This window comes from Sphingobium tyrosinilyticum (assembly GCF_042654265.1).
Lineage (GTDB): Bacteria > Pseudomonadota > Alphaproteobacteria > Sphingomonadales > Sphingomonadaceae > Sphingobium > Sphingobium tyrosinilyticum.
Window position 1 is genome coordinate 1 of sequence record NZ_JBHSFZ010000020.1, and the last position, 21,816, is coordinate 21,816.

Sequence of the window (21,816 nt, forward strand, 5' to 3'; positions counted from 1 at the left end):
CAGCGATGGCGGCGAAGCTGGTGGCGCAGCCGCGCCTGGGCAACTGGCTCACCAAGCAGGCGATCAACCATGTCGAGGAACTGATGGGCAAGAGGAACGCGATGGAGGCGCAATATCATATGCACCATTTCGCCCATGCGCAGAACGACCTCACCCAAGGCAGTTCGATCGCGGGGCTCGACGCCAAGAAGATGGCAGAGGCCAATAAGAAACAGGCGAGCGAATGACAAATATTTACATCTCTGCCAAATAGAAAGACACTGATCGCTTAATGATAGATATCCAGTCCGGTGGGTGAACAAGCAGGTCATAACTAACATTAGAAACTTTATTGAGGAGAGAAGCAATGTTTAGCCATGTGATGGTCGGTGCAAATGACATTGAAGAGTCGAAGAGATTTTACGACGCGGTACTAGGCACATTGGGAGTCCCGCCGGGGTTTATAGATGAAAAGGGGCGTGTATTCTACATGACTCAGGCTGGCGTTTTCGCGATAAGCAAGCCGATCAACGGCGAAGCCGCCACTTGCGCAAATGGAGGAACCATCGGCTTTGCCGCGAACTCCCCGGAGCAGGCCGACGCGTGGCATGCTGCAGGGCTTGCAACAGGTGGCTCCACTTGCGAGGACGCTCCCGGTGTGCGTGAAGGGGGCGGCACCAAATTGTACCTCGCCTACCTGCGCGATCCGGCGGGCAATAAGATCTGCGCGCTTCACAACATGCAGTCCAATGTTTGAAAAAGTCGGAGCGCTCCTTTTTGGGGCGCTCCATTCAACAATTGCCCGGGTTGGAAACGAGATCGGTCGCGCCCGACAATTCGCTGTAGCGTTGCTGTTCTTGCCGCCGGTGGCGCAAGCCCATTGCTTCGCCGACCCGCAGGCCGGTTTTGTAAAGCAGCACTATAAGGAACGCGTCACCAGCCAGGTTGCAGCAATTTATCTAATCTCTTGCCCCGTCCGCGCGTGCAAGCGGCCAGACTTTCATCCGGCTCGCCCTGGATCAGGTCGACCAAAGTACGGAGACTGGAACACCAGAAATCCTCTTGCTGACCGGCCGCAGCCCATCATGATCGTGTAGGGTCAGACCGCGCACGAACTTGTCGCCGGCTGCGGCTTCCAACTTGCGTAACCCCGAGAAATCTCCACTGCGAAATGTAGCGGAGGCTTTGACTTCGATGCCCACGACCCGGCCCTGCTGATCCTCAAGCACAAAATCCACTTCGTCGCCGTCTTTTGTGAGGCGACATTTACGAAGTCCGGTCGTATTGCCTCACGGAGGAATGTTCCCGAACGGCATGACCGTTGCCTCACGTAAATGTTCCTTACCGAACATGGAGTGTCATAGCTACTGCTCGCGTGACGGGTTGCCGTGGAGCCGAGCCGGAGGCGAGGCGGAGCGGCAGCCCGTCACGCGTGGCCGATTACGGCCTCCGTACCTAGTGTCGCTCCGCTACCCAACGCGGTGGAATGGCTGAATATGAGGGCATGTGCCTGTTCGGTACGCCAGCCTTTGAGCCGGCGCTGGACCGTTCGCAGGAGGCCATCTGGATAAGCCCCTGGCCGCTCGATCTGGAGCCTGTCGAGCAATTCGCGCGCCGTACGCCAAGGCTCCTCCTCGAACCAGTTTTTCAGCTGGTCGGCAACCTGAACCAACGGAGCCCTTCGAGTACGCCACCACCGCTCCTGCATCGGTTTGTCAGTCGCTATCGGCCGTACCTCTCCGTTCTGCCACAAGGTTTTCAGGCTCGACAGAAACGCATCAAGCGGTGGAGAAGACGTTTCCGTCACGACCGTGGAGGAGACCGCATCGGCCAGCACCACCAGTTTCTGCTGGACGGTGCGGATGTCACATAGCAGCCGAACCGGATCCAGCTCGGCGGCAATGGCCCGTAACTGTTTACGGGTCTGCTCGCTGGTCCTGATCCATCAAGCGCTGGAACGGCGACGCGGGGGCATGGTAGCGCTTGTAAACTTTGGCACCGTCCCGGCGCTTCTCGGCCAGCTTAAACGAGGGCTGAAAGAAGTTCACGAACAAGCGGGACGCGGCATATAACTCCGCCAGCAAGCCGGCCGCTTCCATTCCCTCGAACCGACGATATCCCACCAGGCGACGAACGACGGAACCATTCTTCTGCTCGACCCATGCCTGATCATTCTTCCGATAGGGCCGGCAGCGGGTAAAGACGACTCCCGTCGCCGCGCAGTAATCGCGCACGGTCTCATTGATGAACACGCTGTCATTGTCGGAATCAAACCCCAGTAACGGGAATGGCATCAGCTTGCGCAGCTCAGACAGAACCTTCACCAACAGCGTCTGTTCGCGAACAAGCAGCGGTGCGCATTCGGTCCAGTCGCCTCAAGCCCGCCGCGTCAAAGTCGTCCCGCAATCAAATCGCTGCACCCATGGCAATGCCCTCCAACCGGCAGCCATAGATTCAGAAATTCGTCACTTTGGGAATCCCCTTCGTGAGTCAGCTTCACGGAAGCTTGGTATGAGTCGTCCATTTATCGCATGATATAATTCCAAATAAACGTCCTGCTCAGAACAGAGCGCCTTGTCTGCGGCGCAGGCAACGGAAATGGAAATGACCGCCGTCAGTACATATGCTGGCCGCCATTGATCGACAGGGTGCTCCCGGTGATGAACGCGGCCGCGTCACTGCACAAAAATGCGACGCCGCGGGCAATCTCGTCCGCTTGGCCGAGCCGACCAACCGGGATCTTGGCAACGATTTTCTCGAGCACCGGGGCAGGTACGGCAGAGACCATGTCGGTATCGATGTAGCCGGGCGCGATGGCGTTGACGGTGACACCATATTTGGCCCCTTCCTGGGCCAGTGCCTTGGTGAAGCCGTGGATCCCGGATTTGGCGGCCGCATAATTGACCTGGCCATATTGCCCAGCCTGGCCATTGACCGACCCGATATTTACGATCCGACCCCAGCCACGTTCACGCATTCCACCAAAAGCCGCCTTCGCCATGTTGAAGCAGCCACCCAGGTTGATGCGCATCACCTCGTTCCAGTCCTCGAAGCTCATTTTGAACAACACGCCATCGCGCGTGATGCCCGCGTTGTTCACAACGATATCGATCGGGCCCAGGCTCTCACTGACAGCCGCGCACCCGTCCAGGCAGGCCTGATGATTGCCCACATCCCACTTGAACGCTTCGATACCGGTCCGGTGTGAGAAGGCCTGGGCTCTTTCGTCATTGCCCGCATAGATTGCAGCGACGCTATAGCCCATCGCCTTCAACTGCGTGCTGATGGCCTCACCAATACCGCGAGTGCCCCCCGTGACGACTGCAACCTTGGTCATATCAATACCTCCCAACATAGCCGTTGTTGATTCCGTGGGTAAGCTCAAGACAGCCCTACCCATCGTAAATTCAGCCCGTCTCCGGCGCAGCGAGGTTCGCCGGCAAGCAGGCCCGAAGTGAGAATGACAACCAGTTCAGATAGGCGTGGACCAGCTCTCCCTGGGCTCCAACGAGATGCACCGGGCTTCTGGCGCCGAGGGAACGAGCCGTTCCTGTCGCCACGGCTTCGACGAACCGAAGCGAACATTCGCGAACGTGTCGGGCAAAAAATAGCGCGGGGTTTCCGGTCGCCTCGCTATACGCCCAGGCGGCGGCACCTCTCTGGTCGGCAGTCCCGCTGCTATAGGGGAGAACGCCTGCATGGCGAACGACATGAAGCGCGCGCGATGCGGCCACGCCCGCGACATGCGGTTCGAAGATGTCGTCCCGCTGATCGTCATCCGGGTCGGAGTTGGTCGCCGTTAAAGCTGGTGAAATCATATTGGCAGCTTTCTCGTATTTGCTGGCCGATCAGCAGAAGGATTGCGGCAGCCGCCAAGTTCTACGTTCGTGCCGCAATCACGATCAGGGTCGGTTGCACACGTTCCCCCGAGCTCGACAGCCGGCATCCATAAAATGCTTCAAGTGCGTTTAGCAGCGAAGGCGAATATTGCCTGGGTTGACCGGGTTCTCCCTCGGGCATCAGAAATCTCCTGCAAACATGGCAAATCCGGCCCGCAGATGTGGCAAAGGATATCCAGCACCACCACATCTGAGCGAACTGCGGCCTAAATTGCGGAGTGGTGGTTATGCGGCGACACGAGCAGGGTCTGACCGCTTCAATCCGCAGGGGGGTCTTGCCGACCCGCTTCATGAGCGCTGCCTTAAACTACACCACAAAGGATTGCCTCAAAGGCAGCGATTTTAAATTCCGTGATATTTTAGGAAGGACTTGGCAATATCCATCGCCCCTGAACCACTCTACATCGAATGACGACCATCATCATGGGCATCCTCTTCAGAAGCGATATTATCTCGCTTTCCGTAACGCAAGTTTTCAGAACGGGGGCCGGACGTCAAGAGCTGACCAGCGCATCGCGAAGTTTTTGACTTATCAATTGTTGGCGAGCTCGTAATTTACGGTCGTCTAATAACGCGACAGCGGTCCTCGGACTTCGCTCGTGATCGAGTAAACTGCCTCACGCTGCGCGCCGCGGTTGGAATGGTCGATCCGATAACCCTGATAATGCCGCCGTAACAGGCCGGCCTTCACCAGATCCGATACCGCACGGCTGACGCTTGTCCTTCCCGACCGGGGGCGACGAGGTGACCTTCAAGATTTCTGTCTTGGGGGAACACCAAGGGCGCTGCCCTTTCGTTCCCGAACAAAAATAGTCCGCCCGTGTAATCCGCCAATCTCGGGGCCCGGCGCCTTTCGGCGTCGACCCGGCTAGGCGGCTCGCCCGCGCCAGCGATCGATTTTTGCTCTCCCTCCCCATCCCGTTCTTCGCCGGAACGGCAGGGCCGTGAGGCCGTGGCCCTTCCGGCCTGCAATGGAGGAGCAGAATATGAGCATCGAATTGACCGCAGAGCAAAAGGTTGAGCGCATCCGTACACTCAATGACTTGGCCCGGAAGAACCCAGGCGTTGCCGGTCGCGCCGTCATGACAGCGGGTTTCGCTGCGCGGGAGGATCTGGATCACCATGCGGCCATCACGCTGATCATGGCTTTCAATCAGTTTGACGAGGGCAATGATCCTCACGGGGAGCATGATTTCGGCGCGATCTACCGCCTGCCTTCTGGCGAGTGGGTGCCGCGTCGGCCGGAGGATAAGAAGCCGATCGCTGAAACAATTTTCTGGAAAATAGACTGTTATGACAATGCGTTGGAGTTTGGCAGCGAAGCGCCGTGGGATGCCGAACGGACCACCCGGGTGCTGACCATCATGCTCGCCAGCGAATATTAAATCGCCGCCGCCCGGCATCGCGGGGCGGCGGAAGCCCGTCAGGCGCATCGCATTTCATTGTCATTTCACTCCATTCTGGATAGTTGTGGCGGCAATGAGTTTTGCCAAGTTTCACTTTGATATTGAGGCGATCCGGGCGCAGGTCAGGGCGGTGGATTTCGTTCGCGGATCGGTAGACGAGGTCGCGCAGTGGCGGCACGACGAGCAGGAAACCCGCGCCAACCATGCCGTCGGCGGCATCAGTTTGAGTGCCAACGAAGCCGCGCTGTTGGATATGCTGATGGAGGAGGCCGTTCCTCCGTCGCTTGTGTCCCAGATCGTCGCAGGCCTTGTTCGCAGCGGCATCGCCCCCTCCGCGGCGTGACCTGCCTTGACCACGGACAACGACCCCTATCTCTATCCCGGCTCGAGCACGTTCCAGAACCGCCTGGAGTTGCGGGATGATCGGACATTGGCCCAGGCCGAACGCCTTCTGACCCATGCGCGCGGCCTTGAGGCCGCGCGCATGGGCTTCTCGCCTGATGCCGATGGCTATCGCGCGTTGCACAAGCATCTGTTTCAGGACCTCTATAGCTGGGCAGGCCAGGATCGGACGGTGAATAGCGGCACTGCCGAGGGCCTGTTCACACCCGCCCCCTATGTCGCCAGCGCGCTGTCGGCCGCGTTCCAGGATCTTGCCCGTCAGAATCAGCTTCGCGGCTTGCCGCCCGAGGATTTTTTCGGGCGCCTGGGCCATCATGTGGGCGAACTATATGGCATCCACCCCTTCCGCGCTGGCAATGGGCGCACTCTGCGCCACCATGCTGCGCGGCTCGCCCGCGACGCTGGACACCCGATCCGCATCGCCAACATCGACAGGCAGGCCTGGGATGACGCATCACGCCACGGCTTCGCGACCGGCGATCATCGCCTGCTCGGAGCCGCCCTCTCCGCTGCCGCCGTCGAGCAGAATGCGCCCCTGCTCCCGCGAACCGGGCCGGGCGGCATCGCGTTTCTGCCGCCCCGCGATCCGCCAACGGGTCAGCGCTACCGCTTGTCGCTCGCCAAAGTCCGCGACGAGCTGAGCCGCTATCTGCCAGCAGCGCGCAGCGAAGCCGCCGACCGTTGGCAAAAACTGGTGCGGGACGGTGAAGCTGATGGACGCATTGCAGCGGCGAGGATTGAACTCGCCTATGTGCGCCATGCCAAGGGACCGGTCTATCAAACCCAATTGCTCTCGCAGCTTGGTCAGAAAGATGTCGATGCCGTCATCACAGCGCAGCAAACGCCGTTGGAGCGGGTGCGCGAAATCGGCGCCGCTTTGGCAGCCCGGATCAACACGCAACAGCCCGCGCAAATCCTGCGGGCAGTTCGGTCGCTTGAAAGCCCCATCCTTCCTCCCGGCCTGTCTCCTGTTCAGGAACGCCTGGCTGAGCTGTTTCTGAAAAACTCGCCTCAAGAGAACATGGCCGATCCGCGGCTTCAAGCGGCAGTCACCCTGTTGGAGCAGGTGGAAAAAGCATCCCGTGCCAAGGGCGAAGGCCCCCGCGTTGTAGAGGGCGCCATCGAAGCGACCCGCACGGTGATCGCCGCCAATATTCGCTCCGGTAGATCCATGGATGAGGGCATTTCCTTGGGGTCCGTCGAGAGATCCAGTCGCCCCGCACCTGACCGGGGCCGCAATCGTTGAGATAAGATAGAGGGCAGACGCTGTCGGGTGCGGCCTGCGGCCCGGCTCTATTTCGCTGCGCTCATCCCCCTTATCGCCGAGCAGGGTGGCGCCTTCCGGGAATGGCCTCGATCAGCGCTTTAGCTTCACAGGAATCGTGAACCTGCCCACCTGTCAGTCTCAGGCGGACAGGACGTCCATCAGCGTCGACAAGAGCGTGGAGATGGGGTGGTTGCCGCCCTCCCAGACGGCATCATAGTGCCAAGAGTTCGTGGCCAGAGCCACAACACAGAAAGGACGGCAACCGAGATGACGATAATGATTGGAGTCGACCTGGCCAAGAATGTTCTTCAGGTTCACGGCGCGACGATGGCGGGCGAGATGCTGTTTCGCAGGAAGTTGAATCGAGCAAAATTCCGGGAGTTCATGGCCCAAAGCGAGCCTGCGCTTGTTGTCATGGAGTCGTGTGGAAGCGCACATTACTGGGCGCGGGAGTTGCGTACGATGGGGCATGAGGTCAAATTGATCGCGCCTCAGTATGTTCGCCCCTTTGTGAAGCGACAGAAGAATGACGCCGCAGATGCCGAAGCGATTGTTGTGGCGGCACAGCGACCGGAGATGCGTTTTGTAGAGCCAAAGACGGAGGAGCAGCAGAGCAAGGCCGTTCTATTCCGGAGTCGGGAGCGCCTTGTTCACCAGCGCACTGAGTTGGTGAACGCGCTCCGCGCCAGCCTTTACGAATTTGGCCATGCTGTTCCTCAGGGGATCCAGCAAGTCGTTCGCATCCAGGAAATTCTGGATGAACCGAATTGCGATCTGCCCAAACTGCTGCTTGAGGAATGTAAGGATATGCTCGAGCAGATTGCCTGGCTTACCGTTCGGATAAACACGAAAACTTCGAATATCCGGGAACTGGCGGCACAGCCTGGCAATGCTCGGCGGCTGCAGACAATGCCCGGTGTGGGGCCACTAACTGCGGCGGCCATCGACGCCTTTGCGCCACCGATGGAGCAATTCAAGAGCGGCCGGGACTTTGCTGCTTGGTTGGGACTCGTTCCGCGCCAGTTTTCATCCGGCGGCAAGGAGCGCCTCGGGCGCGTGTCGAAGGCTGGGCAGGCTGATATCCGGCGAATGCTCATAATTGGGGCAATGTCCCGGTTAAACTGTCTAGGCCGAAAAAGCGTGCCGGATGGCACATGGCTGGCACGGATGATCGCGCGGAAGCCCAGGATGCTGGTGGCTATAGCGCTGGCGAACAAAATGGCGCGTGCGATCTGGGCCATGCTGACAAGGGGGTGAGGATTACCGGGATCCGACCGTGGCAGGCGTAGTATGATACTCAACATCGCCACAGGTTGGTAAGACGGGAGTGTGAGAAGGCGAAAACCCGAATGGGCAAAACTGATCGATGAGATCTGGATCAGGAAAACCAGTACCAAACTCAGAGCATAGCAGCTCGCCGTGGAGATTTGGACCTGATCTGCTGATCACCATACCGGCCAGCGGCTTTCTGAAATGCCGCGTCAGAGGCCTTACAGAAGACCGCGCTCGATCACTTGCACAAAAGGGTAGGAATCTTCTTGCATCACGGGCGGCAACCACAGAAGACCTATTGATTCAGACTTTCAATCAATATGCAACTGTAATGCTAGAAGAGCGATCGATCTCCCGCTCCTGCGGCTGTTCGATTATATCTACCTCTGCAGCCGGTTGTCGCCCCCAGGCAACGCCTAGGCAGTCCTTGGGCGACACGCCGGCGGTTGACATACCATCTTTTGTGTTTTTAACGAACTCGTATTCTATTATCAAATTTGTTGTTGCGCTGGCCGCGCGCGCGGGACTAGGCGATACAATCATATCCTGCGCGCATCGCCTCGTCGCAGCCAAATGCCTATTGGAGTGTCACATGCGCGCGTACAATCCCGGCTTCGGCAACCATGTTTCGACCGAGGCGATCGCCGGCGCGCTCCCGCTGGGCAGAAACTCGCCGCAGAAGGTGCCCTTCGGCCTCTATGCCGAGCAGCTTTCCGGAACCGCTTTTACAGCGCCACGCAGTGAAAACCGGCGCAGCTGGCTCTATCGTATTCGACCGGCTGCGAGCCATCGGCCTTTTTCGGTCTATGACAGGAACGCGCATTTCAACGCCGGGCCTTTTGCCAATCCGACGCCGCCCAATCGGCTGCGCTGGGACCCCCTCAAGCCGGCCGATGGATCAAGCGACTTCCTCGACAGCCTCGTGACGATTGCGGGCAACGGCGATGTACAAGCAGGCACGGGCATCGGCATCCACCTGTTTTCCGCCAATCGCGACATGGAGCACCGCGCCTTTTCGTCCAGCGATGGCGAAATGCTGATCGTGCCTGCGTTCGGCAGGATGGTCATCAGGACCGAACTGGGCGTCATTGAGATAGAGCCGCAACAGATTGCCGTCATCCCGCGGGGCGTGCGGTTCAGCGTTTTTTTGCCCGATGGCTTGGCCAGCGGCTATGTCTGCGAAAATCACGGCGCTTTGCTGCGCCTGCCCGACCTTGGGCCGATCGGCTCTAATGGCCTCGCCAATCCACGCGATTTCGAGACGCCAGTCGCTGCATTCGAGGATATCGACGCGCCATTCGAGATCGTGCAGAAATTCTCCGGGCGCCTTTGGACCACGACGTTGGACCATTCGCCGTTCGATGTCTTGGCCTGGCACGGCAATCTCGCGCCTTACCGCTATGATCTGCGTCGGTACAACAGCATCAACACGGTGAGCTACGACCATCCCGACCCGTCGATCTTCACCGTGCTGACCAGCCCGAGCGACACGCCCGGAACCGCCAATATCGACTTCGTCATCTTCCCGCCGCGCTGGATGGTGGCCGACGATACGTTCAGGCCGCCTTGGTTTCACAGGAACATCATGAGCGAGTTCATGGGGCTGATCCACGGGGCCTATGATGCGAAGGAGGGCGGCTTCCTGCCGGGCGGCGCGTCGCTGCACAATTGCATGAACGGCCATGGCCCGGACAAGGCCAGCTACGAAAAGGCGATCGCCGCCGATCTGAAGCCGCTCAAGATCGAAGAGACGATGGCGTTCATGTTCGAAAGCCGCTTCGTCATCTGTCCCACCGCCTATGCGCTGGGCCTTCCTGAATGCAAGTCCGACTACGACGAGGTCTGGTCCGGATTTACCAAGGCGGAGTTGCCCCGATGACCAGACCGGCGATTGACGAAACCCATGACCCCTTGCGGACGAGCTGGAGCGAGAGCGCGAACGGCCATGGCTGTTTCCCGATCCAGAACCTTCCTTTGGGTATCTTCTCGGTAGCCGGAGACACGCCGCGCGGCGGTATTGCCATCGGTGACAGGATTGTCGACCTGAAGGCGCTGGCCGCGTCGCAGCTACTGCAGGGCGATGCGCAACGTGCAGCACAAGCAGCAGCAGGGCCGTGTCTCAACGCGCTGCTCGAAATGGGAGCGCAGGGTCGGGTGGCGCTCAGGAAAGCGGTTTCTGGTCTGCTGTCAAACCCGGACCAGAGATCGGAGATTGAACCGCTGCTGATCACCCAGTCCGCCGCGGCGATGCATTTGCCGGCAAAGATCGGCGATTATACCGACTTTTACGTCGGCATCCACCACGCGACCAATATCGGGTCGTTGTTCCGGCCCGACAATCCGCTGTTGCCCAATTACAAGCATATCCCGATCGGCTATCACGGACGTGCATCGTCCATCCGGCCATCGGGCACTGCCATCCGGCGTCCGAACGGCCAGCGTAAGGCCCCGGATGCGGACGCGCCGCTGTTCGGGCCGACCCAGAAGCTCGACTATGAACTGGAACTGGGCGTGTGGGTCGGGCCGGGCAATGCGCTTGGCCAGCCCATCCCGATCGGCGAAGCAGGCGCACATATCGCGGGCCTGTGCCTGCTGAACGACTGGTCGGCGCGCGACTTTCAGGCGTGGGAATATCAGCCCCTGGGGCCATTCCTGGCGAAGAACTTCCTGACCACCATCTCTCCCTGGATCATCACCGCCGAGGCGCTCGCGCCTTTCCGTATCGCCCAGCCGGCCCGGCCGGATGGCGATCCCAGGCCGCTCCCCTATCTTTGGGATGACGCAGATCAGGCGCACGGCGCATTGGGGCTGACGCTGGAGGTGGGCCTGCGCAGCAAGGTCATGGCCGATGCTGGAATGGACGCGCATCGCATCGGTCGAGGCCCCGCGTCCAACATGTACTGGACGGTCGCACAGATGGTGGCGCACCATACGTGCAACGGATGCAATCTGCAGGCCGGCGACCTGCTGGGCACGGGCACGATATCGGCATCGACCAGCGACGGTCTGGGCAGCCTGATGGAGATCACGCGCAACGGGTCCGCACCGATCGAACTGCCCACCGGCGAGAAGCGCACCTTTCTGGAAGGTGGCGATGAACTGACGCTCACCGCGACCTGCGAGGCGGACGGTTTCGTGTCGATCGGGTTCGGTGAATGCACCGGCCTGATCCAGAATGGCGGTATCGCGCTATGATCCTGCATGGCTACTGGCGGTCGAGCGCGTCCTATCGGGTGCGCATTGCCCTTGGTCTGAAAGGCGTGTCGTTCGAGCAGGTCACACACGACCTGCGGACGTCAGCGCACAAGAGCGCCGATTATGGCTTCATCAACCCGCAGCATCTCGTGCCGGCGCTGGAAACGGACGATGGCACGTCGCTCATTCAAAGTCCGGCCATCCTCGAATGGCTGGAAGAGCGATATCCCTCTCCGCCGTTGTTGCCCGAGACCAGCTACGACCGCGCGATTGTCCGTACCATGGCCGCCATGATCGGTTGCGACATTCACCCCTTGAATAATTTGCGAGTCCTCGCCTCTCTCAAGACCGACCTGCACGCGCAGCAACATCAGGTCGACGCATGGACTGCGCGCTGGATCAGCGAGGGGTTTTCGGCGCTTGAGACGTTGCTGGAGCGGCATTCCGGCGAATTTGCATTCGGCAATGCGCCGACGCTGGCCGATTGCTACATCGTTCCGCAGGTCTATTCCGCCCGGCGCTTCAACGTAGACCTGAGCCCGTTCCCGCTCGTGCAGAAAATCGACGGCACGGCGGCGCTTCTGCCTGCATTCGCCGCGGCCCATCCCATGGCCCAGCCCGATGCCGATAAATCCTAGGCTCCACGCGTAAACGCCAGCAGCGCGTCCGCCGGATTGCCGGCGCCCTGAACATCCAGCGCGGCTCTCGGGCCGATGATCATGGCCACCAATATACATTCGCCGTCCCGCAGAACCGGCGCCGCTATGGACGCCAGTCCCGGCACGGGGCTTTCGACCATCAGGGCATAGCCTGACGCGCGAATCCGCGCGATGGCGGATTCATAAGCCTGCCGTTCACCATCGCCGCTGGCGCTGGCCAGTTCAGACGCAAGGCGTTCCCGCACGGCAGGCAACGTGTCGAATGCGCCAAATATTCTGCCGGCAGCCGAGTTGAGAAGATTAAAGGTCGTGCCGGGCCGCAGGTTGGTATTCACGACCTGACTGGCGTCATGGACGCGATAGACCGTCGGGGCGACCGGTCCCCACACCAGCAGTGCGAGCATGACACCCAGCGAATGCGCGAAATCGGGCGCGCGCGCGTTGATGTTCGACATGGGATCGAACGTCTCCATCCGCGCGCTGGCCAGCCGGTTGGTCGCCGGCCCCAGAATATAGCGACCGCTCGCCGGTTCCTGCTCGACCAGTTCGGTTCGGCGCAAGCTCGTCAGATAAGCATGCGCCTGCGCCGCACTGATCCTGGCCTCATGCGCGAGATCGCGCAGCATCATCGGCGATCCCGACCGCATCAGGGCCAGCAACAATCTGTTCCCGACTTCGACCGACTGGATGCCCCGTCCGGCGCTTTTGCTCATCTGCTTCAACCTATTTTCTTCGTGAATCCGGCGTCATGTAGATCGGCCAGGACGCTGGGTATCCCGCCCTGGCGGAAATCGCATGCGCCAGGTCGATGACCTCTCGAACCCGCTCGGCAGAAGGGTCCAGATCGAAGGAAGGCACCGGGCCGATGACCGTGATGGCGCCCGTCAGTTCGCCCCCCGTTTCGAAAATCGGGGCGCTCATGGCGCTTATGCCGGGGATCGGATCGGATGACGTCGTCGCGTATCCCGCTTCACGAATATAGGGCAGTTCCGCCCTGATCGATCTGAAATCGGACACCGAACCGACGATGCGTGATGGCGATTTTTCGGCTTTTTGCAGCTTGATCGCCTCGACGACGAGTTCAACCCCGAGATGAGCGCAGAAAATCCTGCCCGTCGCCGAACCCGTCAGCGAAAAGACGGTTCCGGGTCGAAGCGCCGTGTGGACCTGATCCGATCCTTCATAGATTTGCACGACGGTAGGACCATAGGCTCCCCAGACGGTTATGGCGACCGACATCGCCGTGTCGGCCGCAAACCGCGCCGCGGCTTCGCCCGCAGCCTTGAGCGGGTCGAAGCTGCGCAGCCGGGCCAATCCGAGTTGCAGCGCAAACGGACCCAGGCGGTAGCGGCCGGACTCTGCATCCTGCTCAACGAGGTTGGAGCGACGATAACTCACAAGATAGGGATGCGCTTGGGCTGGCGCGATCCCGGCTAACAGGGCGATATCGCGCAGCATCACGAGGTCACCGGCAGCGGCGATCGCCTCCAATATACGCGCGCCGACCTCTATCGACTGAACTCCGCGCGCCTCTGCAGCCACCCCGTTCATCTCCATTTGCCGCGCCAGTCAGGATGACCCCGCGTTATCATAACGTCGCGGCCTCGCTGCCGCCATCGCAGCGTCAAGCCCTTATGGCAATAACAGCCTTTGCAGCCGACTCAAACTCAGACCTGTGCGGAATTCACTGCAAGACCTGCGCCTGATCTCTTGCACGCGCCACCTGGCGCGCCGTAACAAGGTTCGTGATCGCCGCGGCAATGAGGAACGGCACAAGACCGGCAAGCGCGATACGCAGCGATGCCGTCCCATAGCCGGGATGCAGCCAGTCGCTCATCATCCCGACATAAAGCGGTCCGATGCCCATCCCGATCAGGTTGACCAACAAGAGCTGGAGCGCGGCGGCGGTACTGCGCTGCGACGCGTTGACCGAATTTTGTATGAAGCCGACCGCCGGCGTCAGATAGGCGCCGGCGCAGCCAAGGCTCAGGCCCAACAGGGGCAAGGCGATCTGCCAGCGCTGGGCGCAAAGACCGGCGATCAGGAACGGCACCGCGCCGATCATCGCCGCGCCGCTGACCCAGGCGTAGGCGCGACTGTCGCCTGCGCCAAATCGGTCGGCAAAATAACCGCTGAGCCAAGTGCCTGCGCCCATGGCAAGGGCGATGGTGAAGCTGAGATAGATGCTCACCTGCGTCAATGTCATGCCGAGAACCCGGATCATATAACCCGGCATCCAGGCCATCAGGGCGTAATTGGGAATGCCACCGATCGCGCATGCAAGCGCTGTGGAAATGATCGTCGGCGTGCGGAAGAAAATCTTCGCGGTGTCACGAAGCGACGCCTTGGGCTGGACCACGCCGCCGTCCATACCGCCGCGCCGCGGCTCGGGGACGAGGCAGATCAGCAACAGGGCCAGCCCTAAACCCGGAAGGCCGACGATGAACAGGCTCGTTCGCCAGCCCCATTGCGCCGCCGACCATCCCGCCAGCGCCGAGCCCAGCGCCAGACCGAACGGAACGCCCAGCGAAAACACGGCCAGCGCGCGGGCGCGCTGCGATGGGGGGAAGAGATCGGAGATGATCGAATAGGAAGGCGCGACCCCGCCCGCCTCGCCCAAACCGACCCCGATCCGCGCGGCGACAAGTTGAGCGAAATTCGTCGCCAGCCCACAGGCGGCGCAGCAGATGCTCCACAGCGAACAGGCGACGGCGAGCACCTTCACCCGCGAAATCCGGTCTGCGAGCGCCGCCACCGGCAGACCAAAGCCCGTATAGAATATGGCGAAAGCGAATCCGGTGAGCATGCCCAGTTGCGTGTCACTCAGGCCAAGATCGCGCTTGATCGGCTCTGCGAGGACCGACACGACCTGGCGATCCATGAAGTTGAACGTATAAACGACGCACAGCAGCGCCAGCGTCCATCGGGGATCGCGAATTTTCATCAGGACCGCTTGGCCTGGCGGAGCGCCTCGGCCAGCACCGCCTTGTCGCCGATATGGTTGGCCAGGATCAGGATCAGCTTTGCATTGAGCACGGCGCTCTCCCGCTCATCGAGGCCATCGTGCAAGGCGATCAGGGCTGCGTAGAAGTCATCGGTCGTTTCGATATGCGACGGCGCTCGGGTCATTGCGATTCCACCTTGAGCATGGCGGCACGATCATAGGCCGATCGCATCTTTTCGACCGTCGGATGACGCCAGCGCGCGGCGACATATTGATCCGGCCGCACGAGATAAGCCGATCCTGGCTCGAGATCGTAGCGCGACGCGATCATGCCGTGCCGATCACCCAGTTCATCGACCACGATCATACGCACGCCCGGCAAGGGAGGCACGCTTTTGTCGGCCGCGAGAAGGACGAAATCCCCACCCAGCAACTGCATCAGCCAGCCGCCATCGATCGGTGCATCCACGGCGACATGGCCGGGCGCGATGCCTTGCCAGCAATCCCCCGGCTGGTCCGCCTGGCTCAGGGGTGAATCCGGATAGGCGACGGCGGTCGAGAGGCGGCCGGAATTGACGAACGGCCGCGCCCACGCATGATCCCTGGCCAGTTGCAGAACAGCATCGCGGAAGGCGTGACTGACAGGCGACTTGGGCGTCAGAAAATCGGTGGAGCGCGAGGAATTGAGAATATTCTCATCGGCCGTGACGATCGCTTCGTGATTATAGGCTTCCAGCAGTTCATGCCCGGCCTCGCCCGCAATGACCCTGTCCAGCTTCCACGCGAGATTGTCGGCATCCGCGACGCCGCCATTGCAGCCGCGCGCGCCGAAGGGCGACACCAGATGCGCGGCGTCGCCGGCGAACATCACGCGGTCATGAACGAAGCGCGCCATGCGCCGGCATTGGAAAGTGTAGACGCTGTACCATTCCTGCTCGAACTCGATGTCGTCGCCCAGCATGCCGCGGACCAGCGGTTCGACATAGTCGGGACGCATGCAGCGTTCCCGATCGATGTTCCAGCCCAACTGAAAGTCGAGCCGCCAGATGTCGTCGGGCTGCTTGTGGAGAAGCGCGGAGCGGCCGGGATTGAAGGGCGGATCGAACCAGAACCAGCGCTCGGCGGGGCGCTCCTGCTTCAGCCTGATATCGGCGATCAGGAAATTATCCTCGAACACCCGGCCGTCGAAATCCAGGCCCAGCATCGCGCGAACGGGAGAATTATGGCCGTCGCAAGCCACGACCCAGGGCGCGTCGACAGCATAGTGTCCATCGGGTGAGACGACGTCCAGCGAAACCCCGCCATCGACCTGCCTCAACCCCGTGACTTCGTGCCCCCATCGGATCGTCACGTCGGGAACCTGCGATACCGCGTCGATCAGTATGTCTTCGCACCGATATTGCTGAAGGTTGATGAAGCCCGGCATTGCCTGATGCTTGAGCGGAAGCATGTCGAAGGTGAACACCGGCTCCGCGCTATCTCCCCAGAACACCTTGCCGACGTTCCAGGCGACACCCTTCGCGACCATCTCTTGCGCCACCCCCAGGCGGTTCCAGATATCGAGCGTGCGTTTCGAAAAACAGATCGCTTTCGAGCCCGCAGCGACGAAATCGCGCTTGTTGAGCAGCAGCACCCGCCCGCCCTTTTGGCCGAGGTCGAGCGCGAGCGTTAACCCCACCGGACCGCCGCCGACGATGACGACGTCGAAGTCGCCCGGCGCATCATCCAGCGGGGTTGCACCAATGTCGCGCCAGATGGGAATGCCGTCCCTGCTCGGTGCATCGGGCATGTGCCTATCCCTGCAACTTGGCCCAAACGTCCCTGTCGCGTTCCATGGTCCAGATGCGCGGCCAGTCGATCCCGTCGAACTCGTCCCACAGGCGCTGGACGTCGAACGGCAGGCAATGTTCGAAAATGGGCCAATGGCCGAATTTGGGGGCAAGCGCGGCGTGGGTCGCTTCGAAAGCGGATTTGAGGTCGCCCCCAGTCTTATGGGCATGGCCCACATGTTGGATCATCACGCTCAGAAATTCCCGGGTCTGTTCGATGGCGGCGTCGCTCGCTTCAGCGCTGCGTGCGATGGTCCCGCGCCCGCCGACCAAATTTTCAGCGCGAAAGGATTTTACGGCATCGAGGGTTCTGGTCGACCAGTCGAAGTGGAAGGCATCGCCGGTGTAGAGCGCGGCTTCACTCTCCACGAGATCGCCGGCAAAGAGCGTCTTCGATTTGTCGTGCCAGGCGACGATGTCCCCGGCGGTGTGGCCGCGCCCGCAATATTTGAGGTCGATCGCGCCGCGATCGCCGCCCAGTTCGATACGATAGTCGGTGTCGAAAGTTTCCGTCGGCCAGGTGAGGCCCGGGATTTCCTCGGGCTGTTTGAACAGGCGCGGCATGCGGCCAAACTCGCTGTCCCAATCCTCTTGCCCACGCTCCTCGATCAAGCCGCGGGTGGCTTCGCTGGCGAGGATATGCTCCGCATCGAACGCGCTTGCTCCCAGCACACGGACCGCGTGATAATGGGTCAGGACGAGATATTTGACCGGCTTGTCGCTATGCTCGCGCAACTTGGCCAGCCAGTCGCGCGCAGCGGCCGGCGTCGCGCGCGCCTCGAAGCAGACGAGAAAGTCCTCGCCCTCGATCGCCCCGACATTGGGATCACCTTCCGCCGTCAGCGCGTACACGCCATCGGCGAGAATCTCCAGCTTTTCGGTCGTGGGCGCCGTGTCGGCCGAAGATGCGAAAGGCTTTGCCAAGATATTTTCTCCAAATATTGCGCGTTTAGAGCTCCGACCGAGCGAAGTCTGTGCAATCGAGCGTCCAGGCTGTGAGACGTCAAAGTGCCTCACAGCCTGGCGGCCGATGCCGCTTCTGAATGTTCAGAAGCGGACCGACGCCCTCCCACCAAACTGCCGCGGCGCGCCATAGAACCAGAGACCGCCATTCGCCCCCCCGGGATAGACTTCCTTGGTTAGATTAGTGACAAATGCCTCAAAGTCGAACCGATCGGCGCTGTAGGTGAGCTTGGCGTTGAACAGGTCCCGACCCGGGAGGATAGAAGTCGAATCCTTGAAGAAGGACGTCCTTTGGCTATCGGTATGCGTGTATTCAACATGCGGGACAAGGCGTTTATCCCCTCCCAGTTCTATCTTGTAAGAAAGTCCAACGGCGATGTTGAACTTGGGGGCAAAGGGCAGAGGCCCGGTGGCTGTGCCGATAAAGGGACCATAGTTGAAGCAATTTGCAGTCTGACCCGCCGCGCATTGCGGACCCAGCGTCCCCTGACCACCATCGGGCAGCGACGGCCTGTTGACGATATCGTTGACGGTAATCTTTGACTTCAAATAGGAACCGGCGACCGTCATGTCGAAATTGCCGAGGTGCACGGCCAGTTCTGCTTCCGGACCATAGGTTTCCGCCGATCCCGCATTGAAGATAGCAGGAAATCCGTTTGCGGGCACAATCCCCTGAATCTGCATGTTCGTGTATTTCGAATAAAATCCGCCGATTTGCGCGCGCAGCGCTCCGCCCCACATCGTGCCTTTCCAACCGGCTTCATAGTCCATCACGGACTCCGGGGCGAAGTTGGAAACGGGACTTTGCACACCGCCGCCCTTGCGGCCTTTGGCTACGAAAGCATAGAGGAAGTTGCGGCTATCGGCTGTATAATTGACCCCAATCTTCCAGGTCAGCCCCTTATCGGACTGATTTCCCGTTGTCAGCACGGAAAAGAGGAAATTATTTGTAGTCAAATCGAAGAAGGAACTTTGGTTTCTGCGATCTTTATCCGTTTTTGACCAGGTATAGCGAGCACTGCCTTCAAGTTCCAAAGCATCGGTTAGCTTGTATTTCAGGCCCCCATAGACAGCTTTGGATTGCTTTATGGCGCGATCCTGGTTGGTGAAAATCTGGTTTGCGAAAAAGTTCTGGCCAAAGACCGGCACCTTGTTTTTATCGTGCAGATAATAGGTGCCGATAGTCCATTTAAGCGGCTCGTCTTCGGCCGAAATGATTGTAAATTCTTCCGAGAATATCGGCTCGACGGCGGAAATATTGACCGTTACCGTCGGAAACGAAACGCCGATGACATCGGATCCCTGGTGAAACTTGGCTACCGTCAGACCGATCATATTGCGCAGCGTGATACCGTTGCGTAGGGTCAAGCTTGACTCGTTGTCCACGCGGAAGGTCGACTCATCGTAACGCGGAACGTTGCCGAAATTGATGGTGTAAGGATCGGGTGAGACCAAGGTGGAGAAGAAGGTTCCGGGGATCGGCTTGCCGGTAAAGCCACCGGTGACATTATGGTAATATTCAGCCTTGGTGAGGCTCTGGAAGTCGTCTGAAGGTTTCCACAAAACGCTGATACGTCCAGCGATAATGTTAAGCTCTCCTGGTGTCGAATAGCCCCGCGAAGGACTGCCGGGAGGATTGCCATTCTTGAAAAAGCTGGCACGATGCTCATCGTAAGTCGCGATACGAACAGCGAGGGTATCGCTGACGGGAATGTTTACGGCGCCTTCGAATGCGATGCGATTATAGTTCCCACCCGTCAGACTTGCGTAGCCGCTCGCGTCTCCCAGCTTCGGGTCCGACGTCTTGACGAATAGCGCGCCGCCTGTCGAATTGTTTCCGACGAAAGTGCCTTGAGGACCGCGAAGCACCTGCACGCTGCCAATATCGTAAAAAGGTTCGTTGGCGACAATCGGCCCCTGGAACAGATTGTCGCGATAAATGGCGACGCCGGAGTAGACGCCCGGGTCGGTGATCCCGAGACCAATGCCTCTGATATTGAGCTGACTGACAAGACCTGTGTCGGAAACCGACAGGCCGGGCACGAAATTTTGTAGCGCCTTCACATCGCGAATTTCATGCTGCTTGAGATCGTCACCCGACAGCGCGGCAACGGCGATGTTCGTGCGCATCACCGTGGTGGATCGCTTTTCCGCAGTTACCACGATTTCGTCCGTCGCACCGGGACTTGCGCCGTCGGTCGGCGAGGATTGGTCACCTGCGGACGAAGCGAAGGCTACTCCCGGCGCTGCCATGGCGACTAACGCGGCTGACACCAGCCAGTTTGCTCTGATCATCTCTATACCTCCCCATATTCCGCCGGTTTGCGCCAGCTTGATGTGACCCCTTTTGCTACATTATGGATATTCGTCAATAGCTAATCAATTCGTATTTGGGAAATTCCTGCTCAGAGATGGGTCCCACTCTCATGCCGCACTCAACCTGAGCGCCGACGCAGCGATGCGCGCCTCGCCGTTCATGCGCGACGATGCTCTTTTACTAGCGGGTTGCGCGCGGCGACCCTGCCCCAAGCCCCACTGCCGAGGATGTGCATCTCAATCGGTTACGATCCGCGAGGACAGGATTGGCGCTGATCTACTTGCGCAAATGCTGCTCGAAAAAGGCGGCCACCCTCGAAATCGCCATATCGGCTTCGGGCGTGTTCGGAATCACGGCCGGGAAAACGTGGGGCATGCCTTCATACAGGTCGAGCACCGCTTCATGACCGCCACCACGGATCGCCTGATATTCCCTGATCGCTTCGCTGAGCAGCAATTCACGCGTGCCGGCCTGGATCAGCGTTGGCGGAAATGCCTTGGTGTAATCGCCGAACAGGGGGGAAATATAGGGGTGCCTGACATTCGTCCCGGCGGCATAGGCTTTCAGATAGGTGGTGAAGTCCTGCGGCCGGAGTATCGGGTCATAGGACCCGAGCGTTGCGACGGTATCGCCGATCATTGTCAGATCGGCCCCCGGCGAAAGCAGATAAAGCGCGCCGGGCAACGGAACGCCCTGGTCCCGCATCTTCAGAGTGAAGGCGGCAGCCATATTTCCGCCAGCCGAGTCGCCGAACATCCCCATCGCACGCGGATCATTTCCGGCAGCGATGAGGGCCCGCCACACGGCGATCACCTGGCCCGAGATCGTGTTCACATTTCCGCGCGGTGCCAGTGTGTAGTCGATCGAAATCACCTCGCGCCCCAGCGCCTTGCCAAGCAGCGAAGGCAGCACCTGCGTCGACCGGGCAGAAAGAATGATGTAGCCCCCGCCGTGAATATAAACGAGCGGCGGTCGTCCGGGCCGGGCATTGGGCGGGACGATCCGGAGTATGCTGACGCCGCCGATCGTCTCCCTGACCGAACGAACGTGCATCGCATCCGCGAATTGCTGGCTTGCGGGCACGGCCTGGGCTTCGATTGCCGCGTTCATCCGGTCGAAGTCTTCGAGGGTCTTGAGCGGCGGCGTCGGGGGTCGCGCCTGGGCGGCGGCATAAAATGCGCACAGTTTTTCAGCCGCCGGCCGCGATATGCTCTCGGGCACGCGGAAACGAAGATCGGGGTTGGGTGGACAAGCCGCCGCCGCCGGGGCCGCGCAGACCGCAAAGCCGAGCAACATCCCCCGCATAACAGATCGCATCGTTTCTCTCCCAAAAGCTCCGCCCGCCTTCTGGCGTCCTGACGGTGGCCACGACCCCTCGATAAAGGAAGGCCACCCGCCGAACCATTACCTATTTACGAATTGATTCATTATACGTAAATAGCCAAATCGAAGGTCGCGGTGTGAAATGGCAAAGCGGTCCGCACCCAGAGCCCGTTGCTCGAGGGTGAGCATTGGAGAGGACATATCGATGCCGAGCCTTGCGCTGCTGGTAAAACGCATACAATGGCAATCGGAAATTGCGCCAGTATCCGGACAGGCGGGCGTACGCACATTGCAGGGCGAAGCGTCGAGACCTGGTGTGATAGGTCATCCGCACCCTGTGGCAATATCCTTCCGCTGCCAT

The 21,816-nt window shown here is 60.2% G+C and carries 20 protein-coding genes and 3 pseudogenes; 9 read left to right on the plus strand and 14 right to left on the minus strand.

All coding sequences use genetic code 11. The features are described from left to right. Nucleotides 1-227, plus strand: a pseudogene (locus tag ACFO3E_RS10230) (enoyl-CoA hydratase); the annotation flags it as partial. A 119-nt stretch (nucleotides 228-346) separates the two neighbouring features. Beyond that, a complete protein-coding gene (locus ACFO3E_RS10235; RefSeq protein ID WP_380804421.1) occupies nucleotides 347-736 on the plus strand; it encodes a VOC family protein in 390 nt (129 codons plus the stop codon). 34 nt (nucleotides 737-770) lie between these two features. On the opposite strand, the gene ACFO3E_RS10240 is transcribed toward ACFO3E_RS10235, so the two are convergent. From ACFO3E_RS10240 to ACFO3E_RS10255, 4 genes and pseudogenes are all read right to left on the minus strand, one after another. Beyond that, entirely contained in the window at nucleotides 771-899 is a 129-nt protein-coding gene (locus ACFO3E_RS10240) for a hypothetical protein (RefSeq protein WP_380804424.1), read from the minus strand. A 506-nt stretch (nucleotides 900-1,405) separates the two neighbouring features. Continuing rightward, a pseudogene (locus ACFO3E_RS10245) lies at nucleotides 1,406-2,348 on the minus strand (transposase); the annotation flags it as partial. Between the two features lie 245 nt (nucleotides 2,349-2,593). Then, entirely contained in the window at nucleotides 2,594-3,316 is a 723-nt protein-coding gene (gene phbB / locus ACFO3E_RS10250) for an acetoacetyl-CoA reductase (protein WP_380804427.1), read from the minus strand. Nucleotides 3,317-3,386: 70 nt separating this feature from the next. Next, a complete protein-coding gene (locus tag ACFO3E_RS10255; protein WP_380804430.1) occupies nucleotides 3,387-3,797 on the minus strand; it encodes a hypothetical protein in 411 nt (136 codons plus the stop codon). A 1,067-nt stretch (nucleotides 3,798-4,864) separates the two neighbouring features. Here ACFO3E_RS10255 and ACFO3E_RS10260 point away from each other — a divergent pair. From ACFO3E_RS10260 to ACFO3E_RS10270, 3 genes are all read left to right on the plus strand, one after another. Beyond that, nucleotides 4,865-5,263, plus strand: a complete 399-nt coding sequence (locus ACFO3E_RS10260) for a DUF3768 domain-containing protein (protein WP_380804433.1) — start codon at nucleotides 4,865-4,867, stop codon at nucleotides 5,261-5,263. A 94-nt stretch (nucleotides 5,264-5,357) separates the two neighbouring features. Next, a complete protein-coding gene (locus tag ACFO3E_RS10265; protein ID WP_380804435.1) occupies nucleotides 5,358-5,627 on the plus strand; it encodes a hypothetical protein in 270 nt (89 codons plus the stop codon). Between the two features lie 6 nt (nucleotides 5,628-5,633). After that, a complete protein-coding gene (locus tag ACFO3E_RS10270) occupies nucleotides 5,634-6,932 on the plus strand; it encodes a Fic/DOC family protein (RefSeq protein ID WP_380804438.1) in 1,299 nt (432 codons plus the stop codon). A gap of 48 nt (nucleotides 6,933-6,980) precedes the next feature. Here ACFO3E_RS10270 and ACFO3E_RS10275 read toward each other — a convergent pair. Together ACFO3E_RS10275 and ACFO3E_RS10280 are read right to left on the minus strand one after the other, a co-directional pair. Further along, nucleotides 6,981-7,134, minus strand: a pseudogene (locus ACFO3E_RS10275) (transposase); the annotation flags it as partial. Further along, on the minus strand, nucleotides 7,092-7,271 hold the full coding sequence (locus ACFO3E_RS10280) for a hypothetical protein (protein WP_380804505.1): 180 nt from the start codon (nucleotides 7,269-7,271) through the stop codon (nucleotides 7,092-7,094). The gene ACFO3E_RS10280 and the pseudogene ACFO3E_RS10275, both read right to left, overlap by 43 nt. On the opposite strand from ACFO3E_RS10280, the gene ACFO3E_RS10285 reads away from it, so the two are divergent. The 4 genes from ACFO3E_RS10285 to maiA all read left to right on the plus strand — a co-directional run bounded on the left by ACFO3E_RS10285 (nucleotide 7,221) and on the right by maiA (nucleotide 12,058). Beyond that, a complete protein-coding gene (locus ACFO3E_RS10285; protein ID WP_380804503.1) occupies nucleotides 7,221-8,210 on the plus strand; it encodes an IS110 family RNA-guided transposase in 990 nt (329 codons plus the stop codon). The genes ACFO3E_RS10280 and ACFO3E_RS10285 overlap by 51 nt on opposite strands. Before the next feature lie 607 nt (nucleotides 8,211-8,817). Then, nucleotides 8,818-10,104: a homogentisate 1,2-dioxygenase gene (hmgA, locus tag ACFO3E_RS10290; RefSeq protein WP_380804441.1), complete on the plus strand. Its 1,287-nt coding sequence runs from the start codon at nucleotides 8,818-8,820 to the stop codon at nucleotides 10,102-10,104. After that, nucleotides 10,101-11,420: a fumarylacetoacetase gene (fahA, locus tag ACFO3E_RS10295; protein WP_380804443.1), complete on the plus strand. Its 1,320-nt coding sequence runs from the start codon at nucleotides 10,101-10,103 to the stop codon at nucleotides 11,418-11,420. The genes hmgA and fahA overlap by 4 nt, the downstream gene beginning before the upstream one ends. Beyond that, complete coding sequence (maiA, locus tag ACFO3E_RS10300) at nucleotides 11,417-12,058, plus strand: maleylacetoacetate isomerase (protein ID WP_380804446.1); 642 nt, start codon at nucleotides 11,417-11,419, stop codon at nucleotides 12,056-12,058. Before fahA ends, maiA begins: the two co-directional genes overlap by 4 nt. Here maiA and ACFO3E_RS10305 read toward each other — a convergent pair. The 8 genes from ACFO3E_RS10305 to ACFO3E_RS10340 all read right to left on the minus strand — a co-directional run bounded on the left by ACFO3E_RS10305 (nucleotide 12,055) and on the right by ACFO3E_RS10340 (nucleotide 21,449). Next, nucleotides 12,055-12,792 (minus strand): IclR family transcriptional regulator, encoded by a 738-nt coding sequence (locus ACFO3E_RS10305; protein ID WP_380804448.1) that lies wholly within the window; start codon nucleotides 12,790-12,792, stop codon nucleotides 12,055-12,057. The genes maiA and ACFO3E_RS10305 overlap by 4 nt on opposite strands. A 10-nt stretch (nucleotides 12,793-12,802) precedes the next feature. Beyond that, complete coding sequence (locus ACFO3E_RS10310; protein ID WP_380804450.1) at nucleotides 12,803-13,636, minus strand: IclR family transcriptional regulator; 834 nt, start codon at nucleotides 13,634-13,636, stop codon at nucleotides 12,803-12,805. Between the two features lie 127 nt (nucleotides 13,637-13,763). After that, nucleotides 13,764-15,023 (minus strand): spinster family MFS transporter, encoded by a 1,260-nt coding sequence (locus ACFO3E_RS10315; RefSeq protein WP_380804453.1) that lies wholly within the window; start codon nucleotides 15,021-15,023, stop codon nucleotides 13,764-13,766. Continuing rightward, nucleotides 15,023-15,208, minus strand: coding sequence for a DUF2783 domain-containing protein (locus ACFO3E_RS10320; protein ID WP_380804456.1), 186 nt, complete (start codon nucleotides 15,206-15,208; stop codon nucleotides 15,023-15,025). The genes ACFO3E_RS10315 and ACFO3E_RS10320 overlap by 1 nt, the downstream gene beginning before the upstream one ends. Continuing rightward, nucleotides 15,205-16,812 carry an FAD-dependent monooxygenase gene (locus ACFO3E_RS10325; RefSeq protein ID WP_380804459.1) on the minus strand — a complete coding sequence of 536 codons (1,608 nt, stop codon included), beginning with the start codon at nucleotides 16,810-16,812 and terminating at the stop codon, nucleotides 15,205-15,207. The genes ACFO3E_RS10320 and ACFO3E_RS10325 overlap by 4 nt, the downstream gene beginning before the upstream one ends. 4 nt (nucleotides 16,813-16,816) lie before the next feature. Beyond that, the gene (locus ACFO3E_RS10330) at nucleotides 16,817-17,776 is read right to left on the minus strand and encodes an MBL fold metallo-hydrolase (RefSeq protein WP_380804462.1); all 960 of its coding nucleotides are present in this window, start codon (nucleotides 17,774-17,776) and stop codon (nucleotides 16,817-16,819) included. Between the two features lie 123 nt (nucleotides 17,777-17,899). Beyond that, nucleotides 17,900-20,110, minus strand: coding sequence for a TonB-dependent receptor (locus ACFO3E_RS10335; RefSeq protein WP_380804465.1), 2,211 nt, complete (start codon nucleotides 20,108-20,110; stop codon nucleotides 17,900-17,902). A gap of 298 nt (nucleotides 20,111-20,408) precedes the next feature. Further along, a complete protein-coding gene (locus tag ACFO3E_RS10340) occupies nucleotides 20,409-21,449 on the minus strand; it encodes an alpha/beta hydrolase (protein WP_380804468.1) in 1,041 nt (346 codons plus the stop codon). Nucleotides 21,450-21,816: the final 367 nt, after the last annotated feature.

Coding starts and splice junctions, on each gene's coding strand:
- ACFO3E_RS10325 (WP_380804459.1), bottom strand. CDS start 16,812: ATGCCCGATGCACCGAGCAGGGACGGCATTCCCATCTGGCGCGACATT.
- ACFO3E_RS10255 (WP_380804430.1), bottom strand. CDS start 3,797: ATGATTTCACCAGCTTTAACGGCGACCAACTCCGACCCGGATGACGAT.
- ACFO3E_RS10260 (WP_380804433.1), top strand. CDS start 4,865: ATGAGCATCGAATTGACCGCAGAGCAAAAGGTTGAGCGCATCCGTACA.
- ACFO3E_RS10235 (WP_380804421.1), top strand. CDS start 347: ATGTTTAGCCATGTGATGGTCGGTGCAAATGACATTGAAGAGTCGAAG.
- ACFO3E_RS10305 (WP_380804448.1), bottom strand. CDS start 12,792: ATGAGCAAAAGCGCCGGACGGGGCATCCAGTCGGTCGAAGTCGGGAAC.
- phbB (WP_380804427.1), bottom strand. CDS start 3,316: ATGACCAAGGTTGCAGTCGTCACGGGGGGCACTCGCGGTATTGGTGAG.
- ACFO3E_RS10310 (WP_380804450.1), bottom strand. CDS start 13,636: ATGGAGATGAACGGGGTGGCTGCAGAGGCGCGCGGAGTTCAGTCGATA.
- ACFO3E_RS10315 (WP_380804453.1), bottom strand. CDS start 15,023: ATGAAAATTCGCGATCCCCGATGGACGCTGGCGCTGCTGTGCGTCGTT.
- ACFO3E_RS10335 (WP_380804465.1), bottom strand. CDS start 20,110: ATGATCAGAGCAAACTGGCTGGTGTCAGCCGCGTTAGTCGCCATGGCA.
- fahA (WP_380804443.1), top strand. CDS start 10,101: ATGACCAGACCGGCGATTGACGAAACCCATGACCCCTTGCGGACGAGC.
- maiA (WP_380804446.1), top strand. CDS start 11,417: ATGATCCTGCATGGCTACTGGCGGTCGAGCGCGTCCTATCGGGTGCGC.
- ACFO3E_RS10340 (WP_380804468.1), bottom strand. CDS start 21,449: ATGCGATCTGTTATGCGGGGGATGTTGCTCGGCTTTGCGGTCTGCGCG.
- hmgA (WP_380804441.1), top strand. CDS start 8,818: ATGCGCGCGTACAATCCCGGCTTCGGCAACCATGTTTCGACCGAGGCG.
- ACFO3E_RS10265 (WP_380804435.1), top strand. CDS start 5,358: ATGAGTTTTGCCAAGTTTCACTTTGATATTGAGGCGATCCGGGCGCAG.
- ACFO3E_RS10320 (WP_380804456.1), bottom strand. CDS start 15,208: ATGACCCGAGCGCCGTCGCATATCGAAACGACCGATGACTTCTACGCA.
- ACFO3E_RS10285 (WP_380804503.1), top strand. CDS start 7,221: ATGACGATAATGATTGGAGTCGACCTGGCCAAGAATGTTCTTCAGGTT.